We start from the raw sequence: 23,283 nt of genomic DNA, 5'->3' as shown, positions 1-23,283 counted from the left end.
GATAATTCAATCAATAAATTGAATCTCAAAATAGATATAAGGAGAAAAAAATGGCAAGAATTACCGTTGAGTCTGTGGTGACAGCACCAATCGAATTAGTTTGGGATATTTATAATAATCCAGAGGATATACAACAATGGAATACCGCTTCAGCAGATTGGCACACAGTCAATTCTAAAAATGATCTACGTGTGGATGGTCAATTTTCAAATCGTATGGAAGCTAAAGATGGCAGTATGGGCTTTGATTTTTCGGGTACATATACTGAAATTATTCCCCTTAAAAAAATTGCTTATTCTTTTGGCGAACGAAATGCTGAAGTTTACTTTGAACAGAAAAATGATGCTGTTGTGGTGAGGATTAGTTTTGATCCTGAAACGGTATATCCAATTGAACAACAGCAAGCAGGTTGGCAAGCAATTTTAGATAATTTTGCACGCTATGTAGAAAATAAAAGCTAGTTCTGCACAAACGTACAATACAAAATATTTCCACAGACTTACTTTGATCTTTTGAAATTCGTCTAGATCAAAGTTGAGTGTTGTTGTGGAAATCTTTCTTTATACCTTGAGTGTGATGTATAGCCCTGGTCCTGTAAATTTCATTGGATTGAATTCAGGACTGCTTGGGCAGCTTAAACAATCCATTGGTTTTTTCATTGGGGTGGGTTGTGCAATGTTATTTCTATTTTTGACCTTGGGCTATGTTGGTGAGGCTGTTATTCCTCACAATTGGCTAGACTATATTTCTTTGGTCGGGGCGGTATATACCTTTTATATCGCTGTTAAAATGTTGACAGTATATTTAGAAACAACTGAAAAAGCCGAATACCAACTGACTTTCTTAAATGGTTTCTTAATTCAATTATTTAATCCTAAAGGAATTCTGGTGATTTTACCCGTCACGACAATTATGTATCCTGCGGCTAAAATTACTGGCGTGATGATTTTCGTTGTATCTTTAATCATTTCTATTGGTGCTGCTGGAGCGCCGTTCGTATATGCTTTGGCGGGTAAATTTTTAGGGGATAAAATTTCTGATCCTAAATGGTTTAATTATTTAAATAAAATTATGGCAATCATGCTGATTATTACAGGACTTGGAATGCTTCGAGATTTTATTATAGGAATGCATTTGTTTTGATAAATCAAAATCTTGAACTGAATCTGTATGTGTTTTACACCTAAGGCAAATGATTGATCTTTTTCCAATGCGCAGGGCTGAGTCCAAATGCTTGTTTAAAATGTCGAGTCATATGGCTTTGATCATAAAAGCCTGCATCTGTTGCAGCTGCAACTAAAGAAGCCCCTTTGATTAAATTGATTTTAACTTTTTCCAGCCTGCGCATGGTTAAATAACGATGTGGGCTGGTTCCAAACAATAAACGGAAGTCGCGTGATAAACTCCACCGGTCGCGACCAATATTTTTTTCTAAATCATCCAAGCTGATATTTCGTTCAGATAATGTATGAATAAATTCTCTGGCTTTTTCTGCTGCACGATAATCAAAACTTAGCCGTTGTGATAATGGTTGAAAAGAAATTTCATTTAAAGCCATGGCCAGATCATACAGCGCATCTTCTTCTTCCAAGACTTCCATATGATTTTCAATACTTTGTAGAAAAGTATTGGTGGCTTTAAATAATCGAGGATCTGTGCTGATCCCATGTTCGATAAAGGGTAGAGGTTTACCCTTTAAAATAGATTGAATTTTTGCAGGTTCTATATACACCATGCGATAGCGGAAACCTTCTTGTGTACCTGATTCGCCATCATGTTTTTCATCTGGATGCAGCACCATTGTCATACCTTGCTGGCTATGTTGCATGACACCTTGATAATGAAAACTTTGAACGCCTGAAAGGGTGCGACCAATGGCATAGGTATCATGCCGATGCGGTTCATAGGCATGATCATTAAAAAATGCTTCGATACGTTCAAATCGATCTGTTTCTGATGCTGTCCGAATCCAATCCTGATGATTTGAGGCTGGCATTTACCATCTACCAATGAATAAAGTTTAAGCTGAATAAATTATAACTGAGTTAAGCTTATAAATTGAGTCTTTATCCGTATATGGATATGAGTAACGGATATTCTAGCCCTGTGCAGTCAGTAATAAAATCAGAATGGCAATAAATCATTGTTTCAGGATGATGATTAAAATATCAATGCGCAGTCTAGCTACAATATTTTGCTTCTCTAATTGTCTATAGTTAATAGAATTATCAACTCTAAATCTTTAAACATATTGAAATATTGACTGACAAAGCTACTGCAAGAAAGGTCGATTTGTGGTTAAATGCGCCTATTTCATTCGTTTCACTTTAAAAAAGGGAAAAATCATGCGCGCGTACAATTTCTGTGCTGGTCCTGCTGCATTACCTACTGCCGTTTTAGAAAAAGCTCAGGCTGAGTTATTGGATTGGCATGGTAAAGGCTTATCCATCATGGAAATGAGCCATCGTAGCAAAGACTATGTGGCTGTCGCTGAAAAAGCAGAAGCAGATTTACGTAAATTGATGAACATTCCAGAGAATTATAAAGTATTGTTCTTACAAGGTGGTGCATCACTTCAGTTTTCTGCAATTCCGCTCAATTTATTGGGTAAAAATTCCAAAGCTGATTATATCCATACGGGAATTTGGTCAGAAAAAGCCACTAAAGAAGCGCAACGCTACGGCGATATCAATATCGTTGAGGCGGCAACAAGCATAAATGGAAAGCTTGCAATTTCTGAGCAAAGTACCTGGAACTTGTCAGACGACGCGGCTTATGTCCATTATGCTGAAAATGAAACAATTGGCGGTATTCAATTTGCCAATATTCCAGAAACAGATAAACCTTTAGTCTCTGATTTTTCATCAAGTATTTTATCTGCGCCACTAGATGTATCTAAGTTTGGTTTGATCTATGCTGGAGCGCAAAAGAATATTGGTCCTGCAGGTTTAACCCTTGTGATCGTGCGTGATGATTTATTGGATCAAGCAAAACCTGAAATTCCAAGCTTGTTAAAATATGGTTCGCAAGCGAAGAATGATTCTATGGTGAATACACCCGCTACTTATGCTTGGTATTTGTCTGGTTTGGTTTTTGAATGGTTGCTTGAGCAGGGCGGTGTAAACGCAATGTATAGAACCAACCTTGAAAAATCTAAATTACTATATGGTTATATTGATTCTAGTGATTTTTATAACAATCCGATCGCACTTCCAAACCGTTCAATCATGAATGTGCCGTTTACTTTGGCAGATGAAGCGCTGGATAAATTATTCTTGAAAGAAGCTGAAGAAAATCATTTACTCAATCTTGCCGGCCATCGTTCAGTAGGCGGTATGCGAGCTAGTATTTATAACGCTGTACCTGTAGAAGGTGTACAAGCGCTTGTCAACTTTATGGATGACTTTGCTCAACGTAATGGCTAATCATACTTCAAAACATTTAAATGTTTTGTTGTGCGATCAGAACCTTAATTTCCCCCCCTTGATTGAGTAAACAGAGGAGGAGGGAATTAAAGCCCTAGACATAAAAAAAATCCCTCCAGAGTGAGGGATTTTTTTTATGAGATAAATGCGGTAAAACATTAAGTCGTCGGGAATATGCCTAATATATGGATCATCATTGCAGCTAAAAACATACCTAGAACAAAAAAGCAGCAGGCTCCTTTATCCAAGCGTAAGTGAAAACCACTCACTTGATTGATTAGACTAGTCGATTGTTCAGGTATAATTTTCATTACTGAGCCTAGATTTTTAAATTATTGTTTAAATCCTATTGGTTCGTCGTATTTTTAACATAATTGACTGGTTAAATAAAGTGCTAAATTACATTATTAATATGTTGAGGTATTTATTATCTCGCGATCAATAAAAATATTATGAATTTATAATTATGATTTTGTGGGTACATTGTGGATAACTTGCCTATTTTTTAGTCTTTATATGAAAAATAATCCGAATTAAGTATAAAAATAGAGTCTATTTTTTAACAAGATCATGATATTTATTGGTTTAATTTTTATGTTTAAGCTTCTGTTTTTAAATTTATTTTCTGGGGATTCTTTAAATAGGGGGAATGTATTTATTATTTAAATAAACAGTCAATATTCTTCAGCTTAAATAGTTTTAAACAGACCTGATTATTTGATTTTGAATTTAAACTGTGGATAAGTAGTAAATTTGAATTCAAAAACATAAAAATTGCAGGGATGTATTTAGATATAATAGAAATGTTACAAAACATGTAATAAAAAAGCATGATGGGTTTTCCATCATGCTGATCAATCTGTTTTTGAATCAAGCAGCTGAAAAAATGTTTGCTTGAATCCAAATATTGCCACGAATATATTGTCCAATTTCAAAATCTTTGAAAGCAGGATCTTTAGTTGCAATACGGATTAAGATTGCTGGTTGGTTCTCTTCAAGAATTAAAGTGACATCATAAAGTGTGTAGTTTTGTTGCATAAATTGCATTTCAGTTTTGCCAACAACTTTTCCTTGAAACCAAGCTTCATCCTCTTGTCCTAAAGTTTCTCCGTATAGGTATGCCACCATTTTAGAAAAATCAACAGTAACAGGAGCTTTGTCATCTTCTGACTTCGCTTCCCATGCATCAATTTGTTCTTGAAGATTTTCAGGCGTAATACCATTATTTTGTGAAAGGATATCGTTTAATGCACGATGGTGTTTGATTGAAGCAGGATCATCAACAATGATTTGTTCATGGTCTGAAACTTTTTCGAGCTCATAAGCCCATGCATTCAGTTGAACTTTATACTGTTGATCTTGAGAATATTGGTGTCCATTTACACTGTATAAACTGTCAAATGCATAGACCACACTATTTTCACCTACTTTTAAGCTAAGCACTGCTTGAGTGTTGGTTTTGCAGGTAATGATACGGTCGATAGAAGCATTTAATTGATACGGACTTTCAAAACTGGGGAAAGCCGTTTTTACAGCTTTAGGTTTGTTATTCTCAACATCAATCACTTGACAGAGCTGTACAGAAGAACCGTTTGGACCTTGGATTAACCAAGTTGATACATCCATATCACATTCTTTTGAACAAAGCCCCATGGGCATCACTGGTGCATCCAAAGCCAAACCTAACCATTTGGGTACTTCGGACGTTGGGTTTTCTGTCAATAGACTCCAATGTTCGACATGGCTACCAAAATTCTGATCTTCTATGATAATTGTTTCAGGTCTGTTTTGATTGTTCATTTTCACGATTTTAAATGCCTCTCTTATGCTATTAAATCGAGGATGATTGCTAGATTTCAAGTCCTGAAATGTAAAATCATAAGAAAAACCAGAATATTAAACTCAATTGCCATCAACCACGCCTTAAATTGTACTTTTAATCACCAAAATACAGATGAAAAGTTTGATTGGATTTCGAAGTCGTTAAAGATTTGCGCAATAAATAAAAGAATATGCATAGGACAGCGTAACGGCATTTTGCTAAAATGTTTAAAAATCTTTATCAGAGATGTTGTGTGCTGCCATTTAAACTTTGGGTCGATGCAGATGCTTTACCTAAAATTCTTCGTGAAGTGATCTTACGTGCATCAGACCGTTATCAATTAGAAGTTACTTTTGTTGCAAACCAGCCTGTGGGTATTACACCGTCTGTACGGATCAACTCAATTCAAGCAATGTCGGGTGCAGATCAAGCTGATCAAGAAATTGTTGATCGTATGAGTGAGCATGATATTGTGATTACTCAGGATATTCCTTTGGCAGCACAGGTCATTGAAAAGGGTGGTGTAGCAATTCACCCACGTGGAGAGGTTTATACATCAGCCAATGTCAAAGCTCGTTTACATTTGCGTGATTTTATGGATACCTTGCGTGGTGCTGGTGTACAAACGGGTGGGCCGCCACCGATTTCTGAGCGTGATAAACGTGAGTTTTCGAGTAGCTTAGACCAGACGATTCTCAAGCAGAAACGTAAGACTTCGATATAAGTCTAATGCTTGATTTAAAAATCATCTGCAACTGAATTTTTTCGACCTTTTGAATTAATCGAACTTGCTTTTCAATAGATATTTATATCAATAGAGCTTCCCGTTGCTTGATTAAGATTTAATTGAATTTGCAAAGATCAATGTAAAATTCATTTTTGAATCCAACAATTTAATTCACACCCAGCAGTCATTTAGGAATCCATATGCCCTCTAAATCCAACCTGATGACGATCTATATTTTATTGGTCTTCATTTGGGCAAGTACGCCTTTGGCAATTGTATGGAGTGTGGCAGATTTACATATGATGTGGGCTTTGGTTTTGCGGTTTTTTATCGCCTTGCCGATTGCTTTATTTTTGTTGCTGATTTTAAAAGTTAAATTACCGTGTAATAAAATTGCTTTACATAGTTATTTAGCTGGTTCATTTAGTCTGATTGGTTCACAAATTTTTACCTATGCCGCAACCAGTTATTTAAGTTCAGGTATTATTGCTTTGATGTTTGGATTAGCCCCGATTATGGCAGGACTTATTGGTCGTTTTGGCTTTGGTCAGAGATTACATGGGATTCAATGGCTTGGCATGCTGCTTGCTGTTGTCGGTTTAGCCATTATTTGTACCAGTAGCGGCGCCAGCCAACATGTGCATCCCGTTGGAATTATGCTGATGTTGATGAGTGTATTTACTTATGCTTTTTCCATCTTTTGGGTAAAAAAAGTGAATGCAGATGTCGTCCCAATGGCGCAAGCAACAGGTTCAATCTTGGTTTCTACGTTGGCTGCAATGTGTATTATTCCTTTTATTTGGCAGTATGCGCCTACGCATATTCCAGAAACTAAATCACTATTGGCATTGATTTATACCGTATTTATGGCTTCATTGCTGGCAATGTTTTGTTATTTTAAATTGGTTCAAAATATTAAAGCCACAACTTTATCATTGACTACAGTGATGACCCCAATGATTGCCATGTTTTTAGGCGCGATGCTCAATAATGAAAAACCAACTATGAATGTGTTTATCGGCGCGGTAGTTTTGATTTTCGGGTTATTTTTATACTTTTACAAAGATTTTAAAGCACGTCAATTGCTAGCCAAAAAGATTAAAAATTAGCATCGAATTTTTCTTTTTTCTTTTTTCTTTAGATTTTATGCTAAGTGATTAGCCTTCAACTAAGCTTAGATTCAGGCTTTTGCATAGTTTATTTGTACAGCTCATTGAAGCTATGTAGATGCTTTTTAAAGAAGATGTGTTTTTAATTTTTTAAAATGTTAATCGATGCTTACAGATTGATGAAAGCCAATATATAGCCAACTTATCAAAAAACTCAAACACAAGAATATAATTTCCCTCAAATAATATTTTAAATTAAATCAACTACATGGCGGATAAGTTATTTGGTTATAAAAAGTTGGCAATGCCACACATTTCGTAGGAGGATGCCAAACTTTGCGCTGCAAACAAAACTCTGCTTTGTTTTTGCTCATGTAGAGCGAGGGGGACGTCCTCTACTCCCACCTAATGGCGGCTTCTCTGTCGCCTCACGGTAGGATCACCATCTTTGATTCAAAAATACAAAAAATGAATTGATAACCAGCAGTTCCATAAAGCGCATACAAAAAGATAGGCTTCATTTATGATCAGGAATTTGATGAAAATCACTTATATGAATAATTAGTTAGTTTGACGATAATTATGGTGAATAAACCAATTTGTATAAAAAAGTATATTTATTTCATTATTTTAGATAAAAGCAATCATGATAATAATTGAAGATATTGAGATAAAAGAATAAAGATAAATGGCATAGGATAAAAATAATATTCAAGATGAGTTGAAGAGAAATGACTAAGCAGATCCGCTTTAATGCCTTTGAAATGAATTGTATTGCACATCAATCTCCTGGTTTATGGCGTCATCCTTCAGATCGCTCAACAGAATATAAAGATATTGAATATTGGACTGACCTCGCTAAAATCTTGGAAAACGGGCTATTTGATGGCATTTTTATTGCGGATGTACTTGGGATATATGATGTTTACCACCAAAGTGCAGAACATGCATTGACTGGTGCAGTGCAAGTCCCAGTCAATGATCCTTTGCAAATTATCCCAGCGATGGCTGCGGTGACCCGACATTTAGGTTTTGGTGTGACAACATCAATATCTTTTGAACATCCTTATCCTTTTGCGCGAAGAATCAGTACATTAGATCATCTCACCAAAGGTCGAGTGGGGTGGAATATTGTCACCTCCTATTTGGAAAGTGGTTCTAAAAACTTAGGACTAAATACGCAATTAAATCATGATGATCGCTATGATATTGCCGATGAGTATTTAGAGGTGCTATATAAGTTGTGGGAAGGATCTTGGGAAAATGATGCGGTTTTAAGAGATAAACAGGCTGGAATCTTTGCAGATCATACAAAAGTGCATCCCATTTTACATGAAGGGAAATACTTTAAAGTTCCTGGTATTCATATTTGTGAACCTTCACCACAGCGCACACCTGTACTCTATCAAGCAGGTGCTTCTGCTCGAGGGCAAACATTTGCAAGCCAAAATGCTGAATGTATTTTTATTGCACCACCATCAAAAATAGCAGCCAAGAAAATTGTTCAAAGTATTCGTGAAAAATTAAAACAGGAAGGACGTGACCCTTATTCTGTTAAAATTTACACCTTATTGTCAATTGTAACTGATGAAACGGATAAAAGAGCTCAGGAAAAATTTAAAGAATATCAGTCGTATGGAAGTTATAACGGTGCTTTGACCTTAGTGTCTGGTTGGTCTGGTGTAGATTTTTCACAGTATCAACCTCATGATAAGGTTGAGTATATTGAAACCAATGCGATTCAATCGATGTTAGATGCTTATGTCAATGCGGACCCTAACCGTATTTGGACAATTGAAGAAATTGCCCATTGGAATAGTGTGGGGGGAAATGGTCCTGTGTTGGTCGGTTCAGCACAAACGGTTGCTGATGAGTTACAACAATGGGCAGAAGATACAGATGTTGATGGCTTTAATTTAGCCTATATTTTGGCACATCAAACTTTTATAGATATTGTAGATTTTATTGTACCTGAGCTACAACGTCGTGGTGCTTATCAAACAGAATATCGTCAGGGTACTTTACGAGAAAAACTATTTGAACAAGGTGCTTATTTATCAAAGAATCATCGAGGCTCACAATATCGCAAAGCGAATACGGATAGATTGGCACAAGCCAGTTAATCTTAAAATTATACTCTGAGATAAAATATTAATTCATCTGATTGTGGAGCATACATTGCCATTATCTAGCAATATGAGTTGTATTGATTGATATTGTTTTAAAATTGATCTTTAAATGGTTTTTAAATTAGTCATTTATTTCATAATCATTTAGCTCGTTAGTCAGAACGTAGCCCACATAATGTGGGCTTTTTTTATGGTTTTAATGGATATGAATTTTAGTGATAAATTTATAATTTTGTTTTGAATAATAAATGCATTTATTCGTATAAATAGCATAAAAAAATAATGCTAGTTTAAATCCATGCTTATTTAAAAGAGTAACAACAATGACTGATTTAAACCAAAAAAACTTTTCTTCTCAGACGGCCGTTCCTTTGCAATTTTTTGAATTGAATCATGATGCACATGTTATTCAATCGGATGAAGAAGCTATTCAAGTAGCGAAAAATTTAGCCAAAGAGTTTGCCAAAGAAGCATCACAACGTGATTATGAACGACGTTTGCCACTTGAGGAGATACAGCTCTACTCACAAAGTGGTTTATGGGGGATTAATATTCCACATGCTTTTGGTGGGGCTGAAGTGAAATATCGTACATTAGCAGATGTGGTTAAAACTATTTCTAGTGTAGATCCTTCACTTGGACAAATTGCGCAAAATCATTGGGCTTTTATAGAGCATCTCCGTTTAGATGCCAGTCTTGAACAGCAACAATTTTTCTTTGCTGAAATTTTAAAAGGTCGACGTCTGGGTAATGCCTTTTCAGAAAAAGGTAGCAAGACCGTTGCTGACTTAGAAACCAAAATACATAAAACAACTCAAGGCTATGAAATTAATGGTCAAAAATTCTTTGCTACAGGGGCTCTATTGGCACATTGGGTACCTGTCGTAGCAGTGAATGAAGATGGGCTACCTGTGGTTGCCTTAACGCCACGAACAAGTACAGGTCTGGAAATTGTCAATGATTGGTCTGGATTTGGACAGAGAACTACAGCGAGTGGAACTGTAGTACTAAAACAAGTTCAAGTTGATGAAAAATATATTGTGCCGATCCATAAAGCCTTTGAAAGACCTACAGCAGCAGGTGCGATTTCTCAATTCATTCAAGTCGCAGTGGATGCTGGTATTGCGCGTGGTGCAATTGATGAAACGATTCAATATGTACGCTTACATTCACGCCCTTGGATTGACTCAGGTTTAGAAAAAGCGAGCGATGATCCGTATACCATTGCAAGTATAGGGGAGTTAAAAATTAAATTACGTGCAGCCGAAGCCGTTTTAGACTTGGCTGGTGATGCAATTGATCAAGCAATTGCCGATCCATCTGAAGAGAATGCTAATCAGGCGGCATTACTGGTTGCAGAAGCCAAGGTATTAACAACTGAAATTGCCATTCTGGCTTCTAACAAATTATTTGAATTATCAGGTACTCGTTCAACATTGTCTGAATTAAATTTAGATCGCCATTGGCGTAATGCACGTACCCATACTTTGCATGATCCTGTACGTTGGAAATTTAATTTAGTCGGTAATTATTATCTCAATAACATTCACTTACCACGCCATGCGTGGAGCTAAGAATAAAAATAAGCAAATGATGGAGAGAAAAAATGGGTAACTTAGATATTCAAAACCGTTTTATTGAAGATTTATCAATCTCAGCAGACTATGAGACGGTTGCGTCAAAATATCGTGCAATTTTTGAAAAAATTTCACAGGGTGTCGTTGAACGCGAGCAACAGCGTATATTGCCGTATGAGCAAATAGATTGGCTAAAAAATGCAGGTTTTGGTGCATTACGTGTGCCAGTCAAGTTTGGTGGAGATGGGGTGTCTTTACCTCAGTTATTTCAATTGCTCACTGAACTTGCAAAGGCCGATTCAAATATTGTGCAAGCATTGCGGGGGCATTTCGCTTTTGTTGAAGATCGATTAAATGCACATAAGTTTAAGAATCAAGAATTATGGTTTAAACGCTTTGTTCAAGGTGATTTGGTGGGGAATGCATGGACTGAAATCGGTCATGTAAAAATTGGTGATGTGATTACCCGTGTAACTCAAAATAATAATCAATTGCTGGTCAATGGGAAGAAGTACTATTCAACAGGCACAATCTTTGCGGATTGGGTTGATTTATTTGCCTTTGATGAACGTACGGATCAGCATGTTATTGCTGCGATTTCTCGACATGCTTCTGGTGTTGAAGTACTGGATGATTGGGATGGTTTTGGTCAAAAAACCACGGGAAGTGGCACTCTAACGTTAAGCAATGTTGCAATCGAAGCAGACCATATTTTGCCTTTTGAGCAACGTTTTAAATATCAGACTGCGTTCTACCAAGTCATTCATTTGGCAACCTTATCGGGTATTGCACAGTCAGCAGTTGCAACATTTATTCATGAAGTACAAAAGCGTGATCGTATTTTTAGTCATGGCAATGCTGACTTAGTACGTAATGATCCACAGATTTTACAGGTGATTGGTAAAGCTTCCGCACAAGCCTATGCAAGTCAAAGTATCACCACGCAAACAGCAGAAGCTTTGCAGCGTGCATATATTAGTCACTTTAGTGAATCCGAAGTAAAAAATATTCAAGCAAATAATGATGCTGAATTAGAGGCAGCACAAGGGCAGGTGGTTATTTCTGATTTAGTCTTGGAGTTAACCAGTAAGTTATTTAATGCGCTTGGTGCATCTGCAAGTACCACCACAAAACAACTTGATCGCTTCTGGCGCAATGCACGGGTCGTATCTTCACATAATCCAGTCGTATATAAGGAAAAAGTGATTGGTGATTGGGAAGTTAATCGTGAACCATTGCCTTTTGTTTGGCAAATTGGAACAAGTCCAAAAGTTGGTGCTGCCTAGAATTTAAATTTTCACCACCTTTAGTCCAAGGCTTGCTTATGCAAGCTTTTGATTTTTATAAAGACTATAAAGAATAATAATTATTATACTCATGAGTATACAAAATGGTAGATTTGGTACTATGAGGTGAAAACAAAGTTAAGTAGATTAGTACAGCAAAAAACAAATACAACGAGGAAATCATGTCGCTTAAAGGAAAAACACTTTTTATTACCGGTGCAAGCCGAGGAATAGGGCGAGAGATTGCACTAAAAGCTGCACAAGATGGTGCGAACATTGTGATTGCTGCAAAATCTACACAAGAGCATCCTAAATTAGGGGGCTCGATTTTTACTGTTGCTCAAGAAGTTGAGGCGGTAGGTGGTCAAGCTTTAGCACTTCAACTGGATGTACGTGATCAAGATGCGGTTGCGCTTGCCATGAAACAAGCAGCAAAGCATTTCGGTGGAATTGATATTTTAATTAACAATGCTGGTGCGATTAAACTGTCTGGCGTAGAGACGCTTGACCCAAACCGTTTCGATTTAATGTATCAGATCAATACACGTGCTGTGATGGTATGTAGTCAAGCTGTACTACCTTATTTAAAAAACAGTGACAATCCGCATATTTTAAATCTTTCACCGCCGTTAAACTTGGATGAAAAATGGTTTGCTAGCTATGCACCGTATACCATTACTAAATATGGCATGAGTATGTTGACTTTAGGGATGAATCAAGAGTTTTCCGGTTATGGGGTGAGTGTAAATTCACTATGGCCGAGAACGATTATTGCCACAGCTGCAATTGAGTTTTCTTTAGGCGGTAAGCAATTATTTAGCAGAGCTCGTAAACCGAACATTATGGCAGATGCCGCTTATCGTATTTTAAACAGTGAAAAACGCGCCTTAACAGGACGCTTATTGATTGATGAAGAAATCCTCCGAGAGTATGGTATTACAGATTTTAATGAATATCGCTATGCTGATTCAGAGGATGAGTTAATGGTTGATTTGTTTGTTAAAGAATAATTGCTGAGCTGATCACGCCAATAATCCGTGCCGATTTTAAAATCCTGAGTTGATTGTTTAAAATCGGTACATTAAAACATTGGAAATTTTTATAAAAAAGCAGAAGATATAATATTGAATCTAGAAAATGAGTGAGATGTAATTTCGTGTATGAGTTAGATTGTAAGTTGCTCAGTATTTTTTACTATATCTACAAGTTTAAAAGTGTTTCTGTTGCCGCAGATCATTTAGCGATGAGCCAACCTACAGTAAGCAATATTCTAAATAAAATTCGTGTTCATTATAACGATCCGTTATTTTTACGGATTGGTAATGAAATGGTGCCTACAGAATTATCTAAACAACTTTATCCCTTGATCAGTGAAGCGCTGAGCAAAGTTGAAATTATTAATAATTTTAGTGTGGATTTTGATGAAACAGCATCTCAGCAACAGTTTACTGTCGCGATGACAGATGTTTCTCACTTAGTTTTATTGCCTAAAATTTCTCAATATCTCAAAGCACATGCACCACATGTTAAATTAAATGTTCGCGCCATCACCTCTGAAACCAGTTATCAGATGGCAAATGGTGAAATTGATTTGGCGATTGGGTTTTTACCGCAATTAGAAAATGGTTTCTATCAACAAAAATTATTCGAACAATTTTATGTGGTGATTGCATCAAAAGATCATCCACGATTAACTCAACAAAGCATGACCGTTGAACAGTATTTGAGTGAATCACACATCGATATTGATGCAGGTGTTGGGCATTACCACATCGCCAACGAGCTGTTAAATTTAGATTTAAAACGTAATGTGTTGATGCGTATCCCGAGTTATCTAGGCGTTGGATTGGTGGTGCAAGATACTGACTCGATTGCAACCGTTCCTTATTATTTGAGTGAAGTCTTGTTGTCACGAGGAAACTTACAAATTTTCCCAGCACCCATTTCGTTTCCGACTTATTCGATTAAGCAGTATTGGCATATGTCATGTCATCATAAAACTAGCCATCAGTGGTTAAGACATATGTGTTATGAGATTTTTAGTCAGGTGAATTCAATGCCTTTACCCAGTCAGTTATTGAACTATGCTGATCAGCCAGAAGTTTAAGGGTTTCTCGAATTGATACATCCAGAATGATTGGTATCAACAACTTGATAAAATATTATTGATGAAAAAGCTTAATATTTTTGATTCAGAAAGTTTAAACGAGATTTACACGCAGGTCAGCAGTTAAATGGATGTGTGTATAAACAATATGCACAGGAAAGCAGAATATCTTTTGCAATTAGGTCATTTTTCCCATCAAATTGTTCAAGCTTATCTTGATGTATTGAACTCGAATTATATGACACAAGTGTATGATGTATATCATTTTTTAAACAGCTATATTGTGACTTAGAAAAGCTATCACCAGTTCAACAGTATCAACTTAAAAGTGTAATTAATTGTTGTTTAACGGTCTTTAGATAATAATTTAGAACTGTAGCTTTTAGAAAAAAATCAAAATAAATTTTAAAAGGACTTTTTAAAACTAAATAGCTTAAGAACAGTTATCCTTTTAACATTAATTTGCTTGGTGCTCTGAATCGGTTAGCTTATCAGGTGTCATCAATGCTTGATTGACATAGAGTTTGATTAAGCGTTCACGTGAACCAATGGATTTTTGATAGTGCGTAGAATTTAACAATAATGATGCGCCATAAGTCACTGTCCAGATATAGGACAAGTAATCACGGATAGACATACTACTGTTTAAGGCTTTGAGATGTGCTCCGAAAAGATCTTTAATTTCTAAAATACGTTGTTCACGTATGCTATAAAGTTCTTCGAATAAATCTTTGAGTTTACGTTCATTATTGGTTAGACGCTCTTCAATCACATGCAGTAAAATTGTTCGATTCGAATTTAACATGTTATATAACATGTATTCAGATACATAGATTTTAATATCGTGATGGTAGGCTTTAGAAATATCTAAAAGTCGTTTTTCATTCAAAATAATCAGTTCAAGATACAGTTGGTTTTTACTTTTAAAATGTTTATAGATCGTTCCTTTTGCGATATCAAGTTCAGCAGCAAGCTCACTTAACGTAATATCCTGATTATTATCAAGCAATAAGGTTTCTGCCATTGCTAAAATTTTCTCTTTGCGAAGAAGAAAATTCTGTTGGCGCACTGAACTCATTCTATTGATCCAAAACTGCTGATGAAGAACTGGACTCAGAGTATATCAGCTATTTCGCTGATTCAATAAAACTATAGTCCATCATATTCAATAAAATATTTATTTTTTCAATATATTTAATAATTTAGATTTTATATAAGCAAATTAGCGATGTTAAAAATTTTAATGAACCATTTATAAAACTAAACTTAAGTAAGGTCACACTACGACTAAAAAAATGGCAAGAGATATACCGTTTAAAACATATTTAGTTAGCAACGACTTTAAAAAGAAAAACCTGATCGTTTGATCAGGTTTTTCTTTTTAATAAAGCTCTTAGAGATTAATCTGCGCGGCGCCAAATGGTACCTTGACGTGTATCTTCCAGTACTACACCTTGAGCAAGCAAAGACTGACGGATTTCATCTGCACGGGCAAAGTCTTTATTTTTCTTGGCATCAACACGTTGTTGAATGAAATCCTCAATATCCGTTTGAGATAAGCCAAGTGCTTCTTGACCAATATCTGATTTTAAAAAGTCATCTACATTGTATTGAACCAAGCCAAGGATATTGGTCAAGTGGCGTAACGTAGAATAATAAAGTGTAGATTGCGCTGCATTCTCTTCTTTAACCGCACGATTCAATTCTTTAATAATTTCGAATAAAACTGCAATTGCTTCAGATGTATTGAAGTCATCACGCATTGCTGAATTAAAGCGCTCGACTAGCGTTTCATCTAACAGGTCTGTGGTTTTATCGCCATAGACTTGTTGATACGCTTTAAATGCATGATAAAAACGAGAAAGCGTAGTTTTTGCTTCTTTTAGTGCAAAATCCGAAAAGTTTACAGGGCTACGATAGTGTGATGACACAATAAAATAACGAATCACTTCAGGATGAAATTTCTCCATCACATCACGAATGGTAAAAAAGTTGCCTAAAGATTTAGACATTTTTTCGCCATCGACATTGATAAAGCCAACATGCATCCAGTAGTTTACATATTGTTCATCTGTTGCAGCTTCTGATTGCGCGATTTCATTTTCATGATGTGGGAATAAAAGATCTGAACCGCCCCCATGAATATCGAAATGATTGCCTAAGCAGCAAGTTGACATTGCTGAGCATTCAATATGCCAACCTGGACGGCCATTGCCCCAAGGTGAAGCCCATGAAGGCTCATTTTCTTTAGCATGTTTCCATAGCACAAAGTCAAATGGATGTTTCTTCTCAACTTCAACATCAACACGTTCAGAAGCGCCAGCTTGCATATCGGCAAGTTTACGTCCTGAAAGTCGGCCATAGTTCTTAAATTTTTCAACTTCAAAATAGACATCGCCAATTGCAGAAGGGTAAGCCGTGCCTTTATTGACAAGGTTGCCAATCATATTCTGCATTTGATCGATATAATCTGTTGCGCGGGGTGCCTCATCGGGTGCTAAGCATCCTAAATTTTCGGCATCATCATTCATCGCCTTGATAAAACGATCGGTCAAAGCTGTAATGCTTTCACTATTTTCATTGGCACGCGCAATAATTTTGTCATCGATATCTGTGATGTTACGAACGTATTTAACATTCCAACCTTGACTACGTAAAAAACGAATAATGTAGTCAAAAGCAACCATCACCCGAGCATGGCCTATATGACAGTAATCATAAACTGTCATACCGCACACATACATGTCGATATGTCCTTCTTTACGGGGAACAAATTCAACTTTTTTTCGTTGCTCAGAGTTGTAAAGAACAAATGGTTGCATAGGTTTTCTAAAGGCTTCAACAAAATGATGATTAATCTTAACCTAAGCTCCATATTTCATAAAGTTTTATACGTTATTTTTCTAAGAAAATGAAATTTATACATTTAGGAAAGCAGCCTATTGTATTGCTATGCTAAAATAGCAAAAATATTCCATTCGATATTCAAAACTCTTTATAGAGTTAAGGTTAGCCCATTTTGAATCCTGAAAATAAATCAAATCAAGTTGATTTTCAAAAAGTTGCACTTGAAACTTTACGCATTGAAGAACATGCCATAGAGATTTTAGCGACTCAAATTGATGAGCGTTTTACGCGCGCATGTGAAATTATTTTACAGTGCCAAGGTCGTTTAGTGATTACGGGTATGGGGAAATCTGGGCATATTGGGCGAAAAATGGCAGCAACTTTCGCATCAACAGGCACACCATCATTCTTTATGCATCCTGGTGAAGCAGGGCATGGCGATTTAGGTATGTTGGTCAAAGGTGACGTGTTGATTGCAATTTCAAACTCTGGAAAGAGTGATGAGATTATGATGTTGATGCCACTGATTAAGTATTTGGAAGTACCTTTGATCACCATCAGTGGTGATGACAAAGGACCTATGCCACAAAATGCAGATGTTGCGTTGACACTTGGAAATATTAAAGAAGCATGTCCATTAGGTTTGGCGCCAACCTCAAGTACTACTGCAACATTGGTATTGGGCGATGCACTGGCTGTGGCGCTATTAGATGCACGTGGTTTTACTGCAGATGATTTTGCAATGTCACATCCTGCAGGTGCATTAGGCAAACGTCTGTTGTTACATGTAAAACATTTGATGCGTACAGGCACTGATTTACCAAAAGTATTTCCTGATACGCCAATGAATAAAGTTTTGTACGAAATTTCCAATAAGCGTTTAGGTTTAACCACGGTTGTCGATGAAAATGACAGCTTATTGGGCATATTTACTGATGGTGATTTACGCCGTTTAATTGATAGACAGCAAGGTTTTGATGTGAACTTGCCTGTTTCCGCGGTCATGGTTCAAAACCCTTCAACCATTTCAAAAGAAGCACGTGCAGTTGAAGCTTTAGAAAAAATGAATGAAAAGAAAATTAGTCAATTTATCGTCGTTGATGATGTCAATAAAGTGATTGGTGTAATTAGTATGCATGACCTGATTCAAGCTGGAGTAAATTAATCAATGGCTTCTTATGTTTTACTGGAACAAGCGCGTCATATTGAAGCATTGGTTTTAGATGTAGATGGTATTTTGAGTGATGGTTTTGTGACATTGACCAATACAGGGGATGAAATTAAATCCTTTGATATTCGCGACGGATTAGGTATGAAACTGGTGCAAAAATCTGGAATTAAAGTCATCATTATCACAGGACGTAAAAGCAATATTGTTGAAAAACGTATGGCTGATCTTGGCGTGGATTTGGTCTTTCAAGGTCGTGAAGACAAAGGTGCTGCACTTAAAGAAGCTTGTGCTCAATTCAATTTAGATCCTGAAGACTGTTTATATATGGGTGATGATTGGCCAGATCTTTCAGCCTTTGCAATTGCAGGGATGAAAGTCACTGTACCCAACGGGCATGTTGAAGTGCGTCGTCGAGCAGATTTAGTCACTCAGGCGATGGGTGGGCGTGGAGCTGTGCGTGAAGTCTGTGATATGTTGCTGATGGCAAAAGGCACTTACCAAGAATTACTTGAAAAATATACAGCTATACCGCATTAATAGCGTAAATTCAGATTGATCAAATGTTGAATGTAATTTATGGATACTAAGGTTTTATATGTGACTGCAGTTGTCATCGCGGCAATCAGTGGTGGCTATTACTATTACAGTGGGAAAAGCAAAAAGTTGGATGCGAATTCAGCAAAAAGCATGACGTATACTGCTGAGGGTATCCAGTTGGTCCAAACAGATGAAAAGGGCAATCTTTATGTTCGTGCTCAAGTGGATCGTTTAGAACAAGATTTACAAAGAAAAACTTCAACACTGAGTAACCTCAATGCTTCGATGTTTCATCAAAATAAAGTTGATTCAACTTTTTTTGCAAAACAAGCACGAGGATTTAATGACAATGAAAAAGTCGTTTTATCTGGACAAGTTAAAGCGACCAAGATTGGTGAACGAGGGACCATGGAATTTCAGACAGACGAGTTAACGGGGTATCCTAAAATACGTCAGTTTGAAACGACTCACCAAGTGACTGTTAATGCACCTGATGCAGAATTTATTAGTCAGGGTTTAAAAGCTGATTTAAACCAAGGTCAATATGAATTTGCACATATTCGAGGAAAGTATGTACCTAACTAAGCCTTTTTTAATGAAACAATCTTTCCTAATAAAAGCGATCTGCACTGCCGGTTTAATGGGCTTGTCTGCAGCAGCATTTGCATTACCATCAGATCGTAATCAACCAATCTCATTGGTTGCAGATAAAGCAACCTATAATGAAGCTGCGGGTGTAACGACATATACTGGTAATGTCATCATTGAGCAAGGTACAATGAAGCTTCAAGCTGCTTCAATTGTGGCTCAATTAAATAAAAATAAGCAAATTAGCACCATTACTGCCACTGGGGGCCCAGCAAAGTTTCAACAACAAGTTGATACGGCAAAGGGTGTTGCTCGTGGGGAAGCACAAAAAATTATTTATAATGCTGAAACAGGTATTATTAATTTAATTGGTAATGCTTATTTATATCAAGATGGAGCAAGTATTCGCAGTAGTTCATTAAAATATAGTATGAACAAAGGCGATATTGAAGCTTCCGGTAGTTCAAATAGCACAGGTTCACCGAAAGGACGTGTACAAATTATTATCCCGCCAAATAGTACCAAGTCTTTTCCTGGAGCGCGTGATTAATGACAGCATCAAATCAGCCTCAAGTACTTTGTATTAAACATTTAGCTAAAGTTTATAGTAAACGCTGGGTGGTTAAAGACGTTTCATTTAGTATGCAAAGTGGACAGATTGTGGGTTTGCTTGGGCCGAATGGTGCAGGGAAAACTACCAGCTTTTATATGGTCGTTGGTTTGGTGCGAATGGATAAGGGAGAAATTCATCTAGATAATGAAGATATTTCTGATTTAGCTATGCATCAGCGAGCACGTAAAGGAATTGGTTATCTTCCTCAGGAAGCTTCAATTTTCAGAAAGTTAACGATTGCTGAAAATATCATGGCGATTCTTGAAACACGAAAAGACTTAGATAAACAGCAGCGCCAGCAACGTCTTAAAGAATTATTGGAAGATTTTAAAATCACCCATATTAAAGATTCACTTGGAATGAGCGTATCGGGTGGTGAGCGTCGCCGTGCTGAGATCGCACGTGCGCTTGCAGCAGATCCAAAATTCATGCTTTTGGATGAACCTTTTGCAGGTGTCGATCCAATCTCTGTAGGTGATATTAAAGATATAATTCGCCAGTTAAAAGATCGTGGGATCGGTGTTTTGATTACTGACCATAATGTTCGAGAAACTTTAGCGATTTGTGAGCATGCTTATATTGTGAGCGAAGGCGCTGTGATTGCGGAAGGTACACCAGAAGATGTTTTGGCAGATGAAACCGTGCGCCAAGTATATTTAGGTGATGATTTTACCGTCTAACTACTCAGCCTTTTTAAAAAGATGAAGGAACTCCTTCATTTTTTTTTGCTTTTTGTGCGGTATATTTGAAAAAAGATCAGTTTTGATTGAATATTTTATTAATTATTATTTCATTAAAATTTAACAACATAGTTTTAATGTGACATCTATCACTAATTAAGAAATGTGTTACATGTTTTGTTTAAAAATTAATCTAAGCTAAATTCTTAAGTTTCTATAATACCCATAAAATTTAAATGGGAATTACATACTTTTAAATACTATGAGTGGTATGAAAATAATAGTTTATTGTTTTTAAAATAGGCAAGATTATTAAACAAATTTAAATAAATTTATAAAATTGATCATTATGAATATTAATAATGAATATAAAGTGATAATTAAATTGAATCGAAATAATTTAGTAAAATAAACAAGTATGATTTTAATTAAATGATAATTACATCACAAATTAATGGTTTTAAAAAGACCAATCATTTAGCCATTATAGACAAGTGCTGTTTTTTATATGCTTATCTGATTTTAATATCAAAAATATACACTTGTGAAATTTATCTCACTTATTTATCTTTTTTGCATAACAGTAAATTATAAGACGGAAAAAATATTATGAAAAATATCACTATTTATGAAAAAGGAACGGCTAAAGTTCTTACTCAGGATTTAGTTAATAAACACTACTCAGTGTATAAAGTAAATCTTGATAGCGCAGAAATAGCCAAAATTGTAAAAGTTAATAATAATTTGGAGGTTTATTTACAAAATGGAGAAAAAGTCGTTATTGAGGATTTCTTTATTGGTGAAAAACCAAAAGAATTTACAATAGAAACTTCAGATGGAAAGCATTATTTACTTAACTTTCTTGAGTTTGATGCAAGTGGTACAGTAACTAAAATTGATTATTTGGGGATTGCTGATTTTCATGAATACCTTGTTGGTGAACACTCTGCTGTGCCAGCATGGGCTTGGGTCGCAGCTGCAGCTGGAGTAATCGGTATTGCAGCCGCATCAGGGAGCAGTGGTAGTTCAAGTCATTCGGGAAGTGGTGATAAAACAGGACCAAAACTAAGCTATGATATTTTAGATAATCAGAAAATCAAAATCACTGCAGATGAAGCAAGTAAAATTACAATAGTGGATGCGAGTGGTAAAATAATTGGATCAGGACAACTAAATCAAGCAGGTGGGCTTGAAGTTAGTTTAACAAGACCTTTAGTTGATAATGAAAAAATTACAATTACAGCAACAGATAATGCGGGAAATAAAACAACTGAAACAATAAATGTTGGGGATGTTACAAAACCTGATGTTGAAGTAAATATTGTTGATAATGACACCATTCAAGTCACTTCAAATGAACCTGGTAGTAAAGTTATAATTAAAAATGAAGCTGGACAAACAATTGCTGAGGGTGTAATTGGTGCTGATGGAAAATTAACAGTTGATTTAAACACACCTTTAAATGACGGTAGTAAGGTTATTGTTGATGTTATTGATGCAGCAGGTAATCAAACAGAAAAAGTAATTACAGTAGGTGATGTGACACCGCCTATTATTACGACAACTATTCAAAATGCAACTCATATTGAAGTTACTTCAAATGAAGTTGGTCAAGTTAAAATCACAGATGGAAATGGTAATGTAATTGGTACGGGTACCGTCACTGGTAATAACACGGTTGATAATATTCAGTTAACTCGCCCACTTACAGATGGTGAAAAAGTTACGGTTACTGTGACAGATGGCGCGGGTAATTCAAAAACAGTTGAAATTACAGCAGGTGATGTAACTGCACCAGTGATTACTACAAGCATTCAAGATGCGACACATGTTGAAGTTACTTCAAATGAAGCAGGTCAAGTTAAAATTACGGATACTAATGGCAATGTAATTGGAACAGGGACAGCAACGGGAAATGGTATTGTTAATAATGTCCAGTTAACCCGACCACTTACAGATGGTGAAAAAATTACGGTCACTGTGACAGATGGTGCTGGTAATCCAAAAGCGCTTGAAATTACTGCAGGTGACGTTACAAACCCGCAATTCCAATCTTCACATGTAGATAGTACAGGAACACAATTAACCCTTACCTACAGTGAAGCACTTGATCCATTACATCCACCTGTTGCTGGCGACTTTGCAGTGACCGCAGATGGTCAGGTGGTACTTGTAACAGCTGTTACAGTGAATGGTTCTAGTGTGGTGTTGACTTTAGGTACAGCAGTCACAGCAGGTCAAGCGGTTGAAGTGGGTTATACCGACCCAACTACGGGTAATGATCCAAATGCGATCCAAGATGTAGCAGGCAATGATGCAGCAACGCTTCCAGCAACAACGGTGGATAATGGTTCAACTGTGCCTGGCGGTGGAGATAGCACAGCACCGACATTTGTCAGTGCAGCACTCGATACAACAGGCACATCGTTGACGTTGACCTATAGCGAAGCGCTAGACGGCACCAACTTACCGCCATTGAACAGTTTCGTGGTGACCGCAGATGGTCAGGTGTTACCTGTAACAGCGGTTACAGTGAATGGTTCTAGTGTGGTGTTGACCTTAGGTACAGCAGTCACAGCAGGTCAAGCGGTTGAAGTGGGTTATACCGATCCAACTACGGGTAATGATCCAAATGCGATCCAAGATGTAGCAGGCAATGATGCAG

General features: G+C 36.5%; 20 protein-coding genes. 16 read left to right on the top strand and 4 right to left on the bottom strand.

From position 1 onward, the window contains the following. Window positions 1-50: 50 nt before the first annotated feature. The gene (locus WFN33_RS15910; RefSeq protein ID WP_336953979.1) at window positions 51-461 is read left to right on the top strand and encodes an SRPBCC domain-containing protein; all 411 of its coding nucleotides are present in this window, start codon (window positions 51-53) and stop codon (window positions 459-461) included. An 85-nt stretch (window positions 462-546) separates the two neighbouring features. Further along, window positions 547-1,143, top strand: a complete 597-nt coding sequence (locus WFN33_RS15905) for a LysE family translocator (protein WP_336953978.1) — start codon at window positions 547-549, stop codon at window positions 1,141-1,143. A gap of 40 nt (window positions 1,144-1,183) precedes the next feature. On the opposite strand, the gene WFN33_RS15900 is transcribed toward WFN33_RS15905, so the two are convergent. Next, window positions 1,184-1,996 carry an AraC family transcriptional regulator gene (locus tag WFN33_RS15900; protein WP_336953977.1) on the bottom strand — a complete coding sequence of 271 codons (813 nt, stop codon included), beginning with the start codon at window positions 1,994-1,996 and terminating at the stop codon, window positions 1,184-1,186. Between the two features lie 349 nt (window positions 1,997-2,345). Here WFN33_RS15900 and serC point away from each other — a divergent pair, with 349 nt between their 5' ends. Next, window positions 2,346-3,425 carry a 3-phosphoserine/phosphohydroxythreonine transaminase gene (gene serC, locus WFN33_RS15895; protein WP_336953976.1) on the top strand — a complete coding sequence of 360 codons (1,080 nt, stop codon included), beginning with the start codon at window positions 2,346-2,348 and terminating at the stop codon, window positions 3,423-3,425. A gap of 870 nt (window positions 3,426-4,295) precedes the next feature. On the opposite strand, the gene WFN33_RS15890 is transcribed toward serC, so the two are convergent. Beyond that, on the bottom strand, window positions 4,296-5,225 hold the full coding sequence (locus WFN33_RS15890; protein WP_336954069.1) for a hypothetical protein: 930 nt from the start codon (window positions 5,223-5,225) through the stop codon (window positions 4,296-4,298). Window positions 5,226-5,470: 245 nt separating this feature from the next. Between WFN33_RS15890 and WFN33_RS15885 the strand changes: the two genes are divergently transcribed. From WFN33_RS15885 to WFN33_RS15855, 7 genes are all read left to right on the top strand, one after another. Beyond that, window positions 5,471-5,971, top strand: coding sequence for a YaiI/YqxD family protein (locus tag WFN33_RS15885; RefSeq protein ID WP_336953975.1), 501 nt, complete (start codon window positions 5,471-5,473; stop codon window positions 5,969-5,971). A 203-nt stretch (window positions 5,972-6,174) separates the two neighbouring features. Further along, the gene (locus WFN33_RS15880) at window positions 6,175-7,083 is read left to right on the top strand and encodes a DMT family transporter (RefSeq protein ID WP_336953974.1); all 909 of its coding nucleotides are present in this window, start codon (window positions 6,175-6,177) and stop codon (window positions 7,081-7,083) included. A gap of 731 nt (window positions 7,084-7,814) precedes the next feature. Next, the gene (locus tag WFN33_RS15875) at window positions 7,815-9,206 is read left to right on the top strand and encodes an LLM class flavin-dependent oxidoreductase (protein ID WP_336953973.1); all 1,392 of its coding nucleotides are present in this window, start codon (window positions 7,815-7,817) and stop codon (window positions 9,204-9,206) included. Between the two features lie 329 nt (window positions 9,207-9,535). Then, entirely contained in the window at window positions 9,536-10,786 is a 1,251-nt protein-coding gene (locus tag WFN33_RS15870; RefSeq protein WP_336953972.1) for an SfnB family sulfur acquisition oxidoreductase, read from the top strand. Window positions 10,787-10,818: 32 nt separating this feature from the next. Beyond that, entirely contained in the window at window positions 10,819-12,075 is a 1,257-nt protein-coding gene (locus WFN33_RS15865) for an acyl-CoA dehydrogenase family protein (protein WP_336953971.1), read from the top strand. A gap of 182 nt (window positions 12,076-12,257) precedes the next feature. Continuing rightward, window positions 12,258-13,085: an SDR family oxidoreductase gene (locus WFN33_RS15860; protein WP_336953969.1), complete on the top strand. Its 828-nt coding sequence runs from the start codon at window positions 12,258-12,260 to the stop codon at window positions 13,083-13,085. 146 nt (window positions 13,086-13,231) lie between these two features. Beyond that, window positions 13,232-14,182: a LysR family transcriptional regulator gene (locus tag WFN33_RS15855; RefSeq protein WP_336953968.1), complete on the top strand. Its 951-nt coding sequence runs from the start codon at window positions 13,232-13,234 to the stop codon at window positions 14,180-14,182. Window positions 14,183-14,639: 457 nt separating this feature from the next. On the opposite strand, the gene WFN33_RS15850 is transcribed toward WFN33_RS15855, so the two are convergent. Then, window positions 14,640-15,260 carry a TetR/AcrR family transcriptional regulator gene (locus WFN33_RS15850; protein WP_004822589.1) on the bottom strand — a complete coding sequence of 207 codons (621 nt, stop codon included), beginning with the start codon at window positions 15,258-15,260 and terminating at the stop codon, window positions 14,640-14,642. A gap of 322 nt (window positions 15,261-15,582) precedes the next feature. Continuing rightward, a complete protein-coding gene (gene cysS, locus WFN33_RS15845) occupies window positions 15,583-17,004 on the bottom strand; it encodes a cysteine--tRNA ligase (protein WP_336953966.1) in 1,422 nt (473 codons plus the stop codon). A gap of 197 nt (window positions 17,005-17,201) precedes the next feature. Between cysS and WFN33_RS15840 the strand changes: the two genes are divergently transcribed. From WFN33_RS15840 to WFN33_RS15815, 6 genes are all read left to right on the top strand, one after another. After that, window positions 17,202-18,194 (top strand): KpsF/GutQ family sugar-phosphate isomerase, encoded by a 993-nt coding sequence (locus WFN33_RS15840; protein ID WP_336953965.1) that lies wholly within the window; start codon window positions 17,202-17,204, stop codon window positions 18,192-18,194. A 3-nt stretch (window positions 18,195-18,197) separates the two neighbouring features. After that, window positions 18,198-18,737: a KdsC family phosphatase gene (locus WFN33_RS15835; RefSeq protein ID WP_004822583.1), complete on the top strand. Its 540-nt coding sequence runs from the start codon at window positions 18,198-18,200 to the stop codon at window positions 18,735-18,737. Between the two features lie 39 nt (window positions 18,738-18,776). Continuing rightward, window positions 18,777-19,322, top strand: a complete 546-nt coding sequence (gene lptC, locus WFN33_RS15830; RefSeq protein WP_336953964.1) for an LPS export ABC transporter periplasmic protein LptC — start codon at window positions 18,777-18,779, stop codon at window positions 19,320-19,322. 10 nt (window positions 19,323-19,332) lie between these two features. Next, complete coding sequence (gene lptA, locus WFN33_RS15825) at window positions 19,333-19,875, top strand: lipopolysaccharide transport periplasmic protein LptA (RefSeq protein ID WP_336953963.1); 543 nt, start codon at window positions 19,333-19,335, stop codon at window positions 19,873-19,875. Then, window positions 19,875-20,618 (top strand): LPS export ABC transporter ATP-binding protein, encoded by a 744-nt coding sequence (lptB, locus tag WFN33_RS15820; RefSeq protein ID WP_336953962.1) that lies wholly within the window; start codon window positions 19,875-19,877, stop codon window positions 20,616-20,618. The genes lptA and lptB overlap by 1 nt, the downstream gene beginning before the upstream one ends. Window positions 20,619-21,227: 609 nt before the next feature. Then, the coding region (locus WFN33_RS15815; protein ID WP_336953961.1) for an Ig-like domain-containing protein at window positions 21,228-23,283 on the top strand (2,056 nt) is incomplete at its 3' end.

Origin of the sequence: Acinetobacter sp. AS167 (assembly GCF_037152175.1) — a bacterium.
In the GTDB taxonomy this organism is placed as follows: Bacteria; Pseudomonadota; Gammaproteobacteria; order Pseudomonadales; family Moraxellaceae; genus Acinetobacter.
The sequence above is the reverse complement of the archived record's forward strand: the minus strand, read 5'-3'. Positions and strand labels throughout refer to the sequence as shown.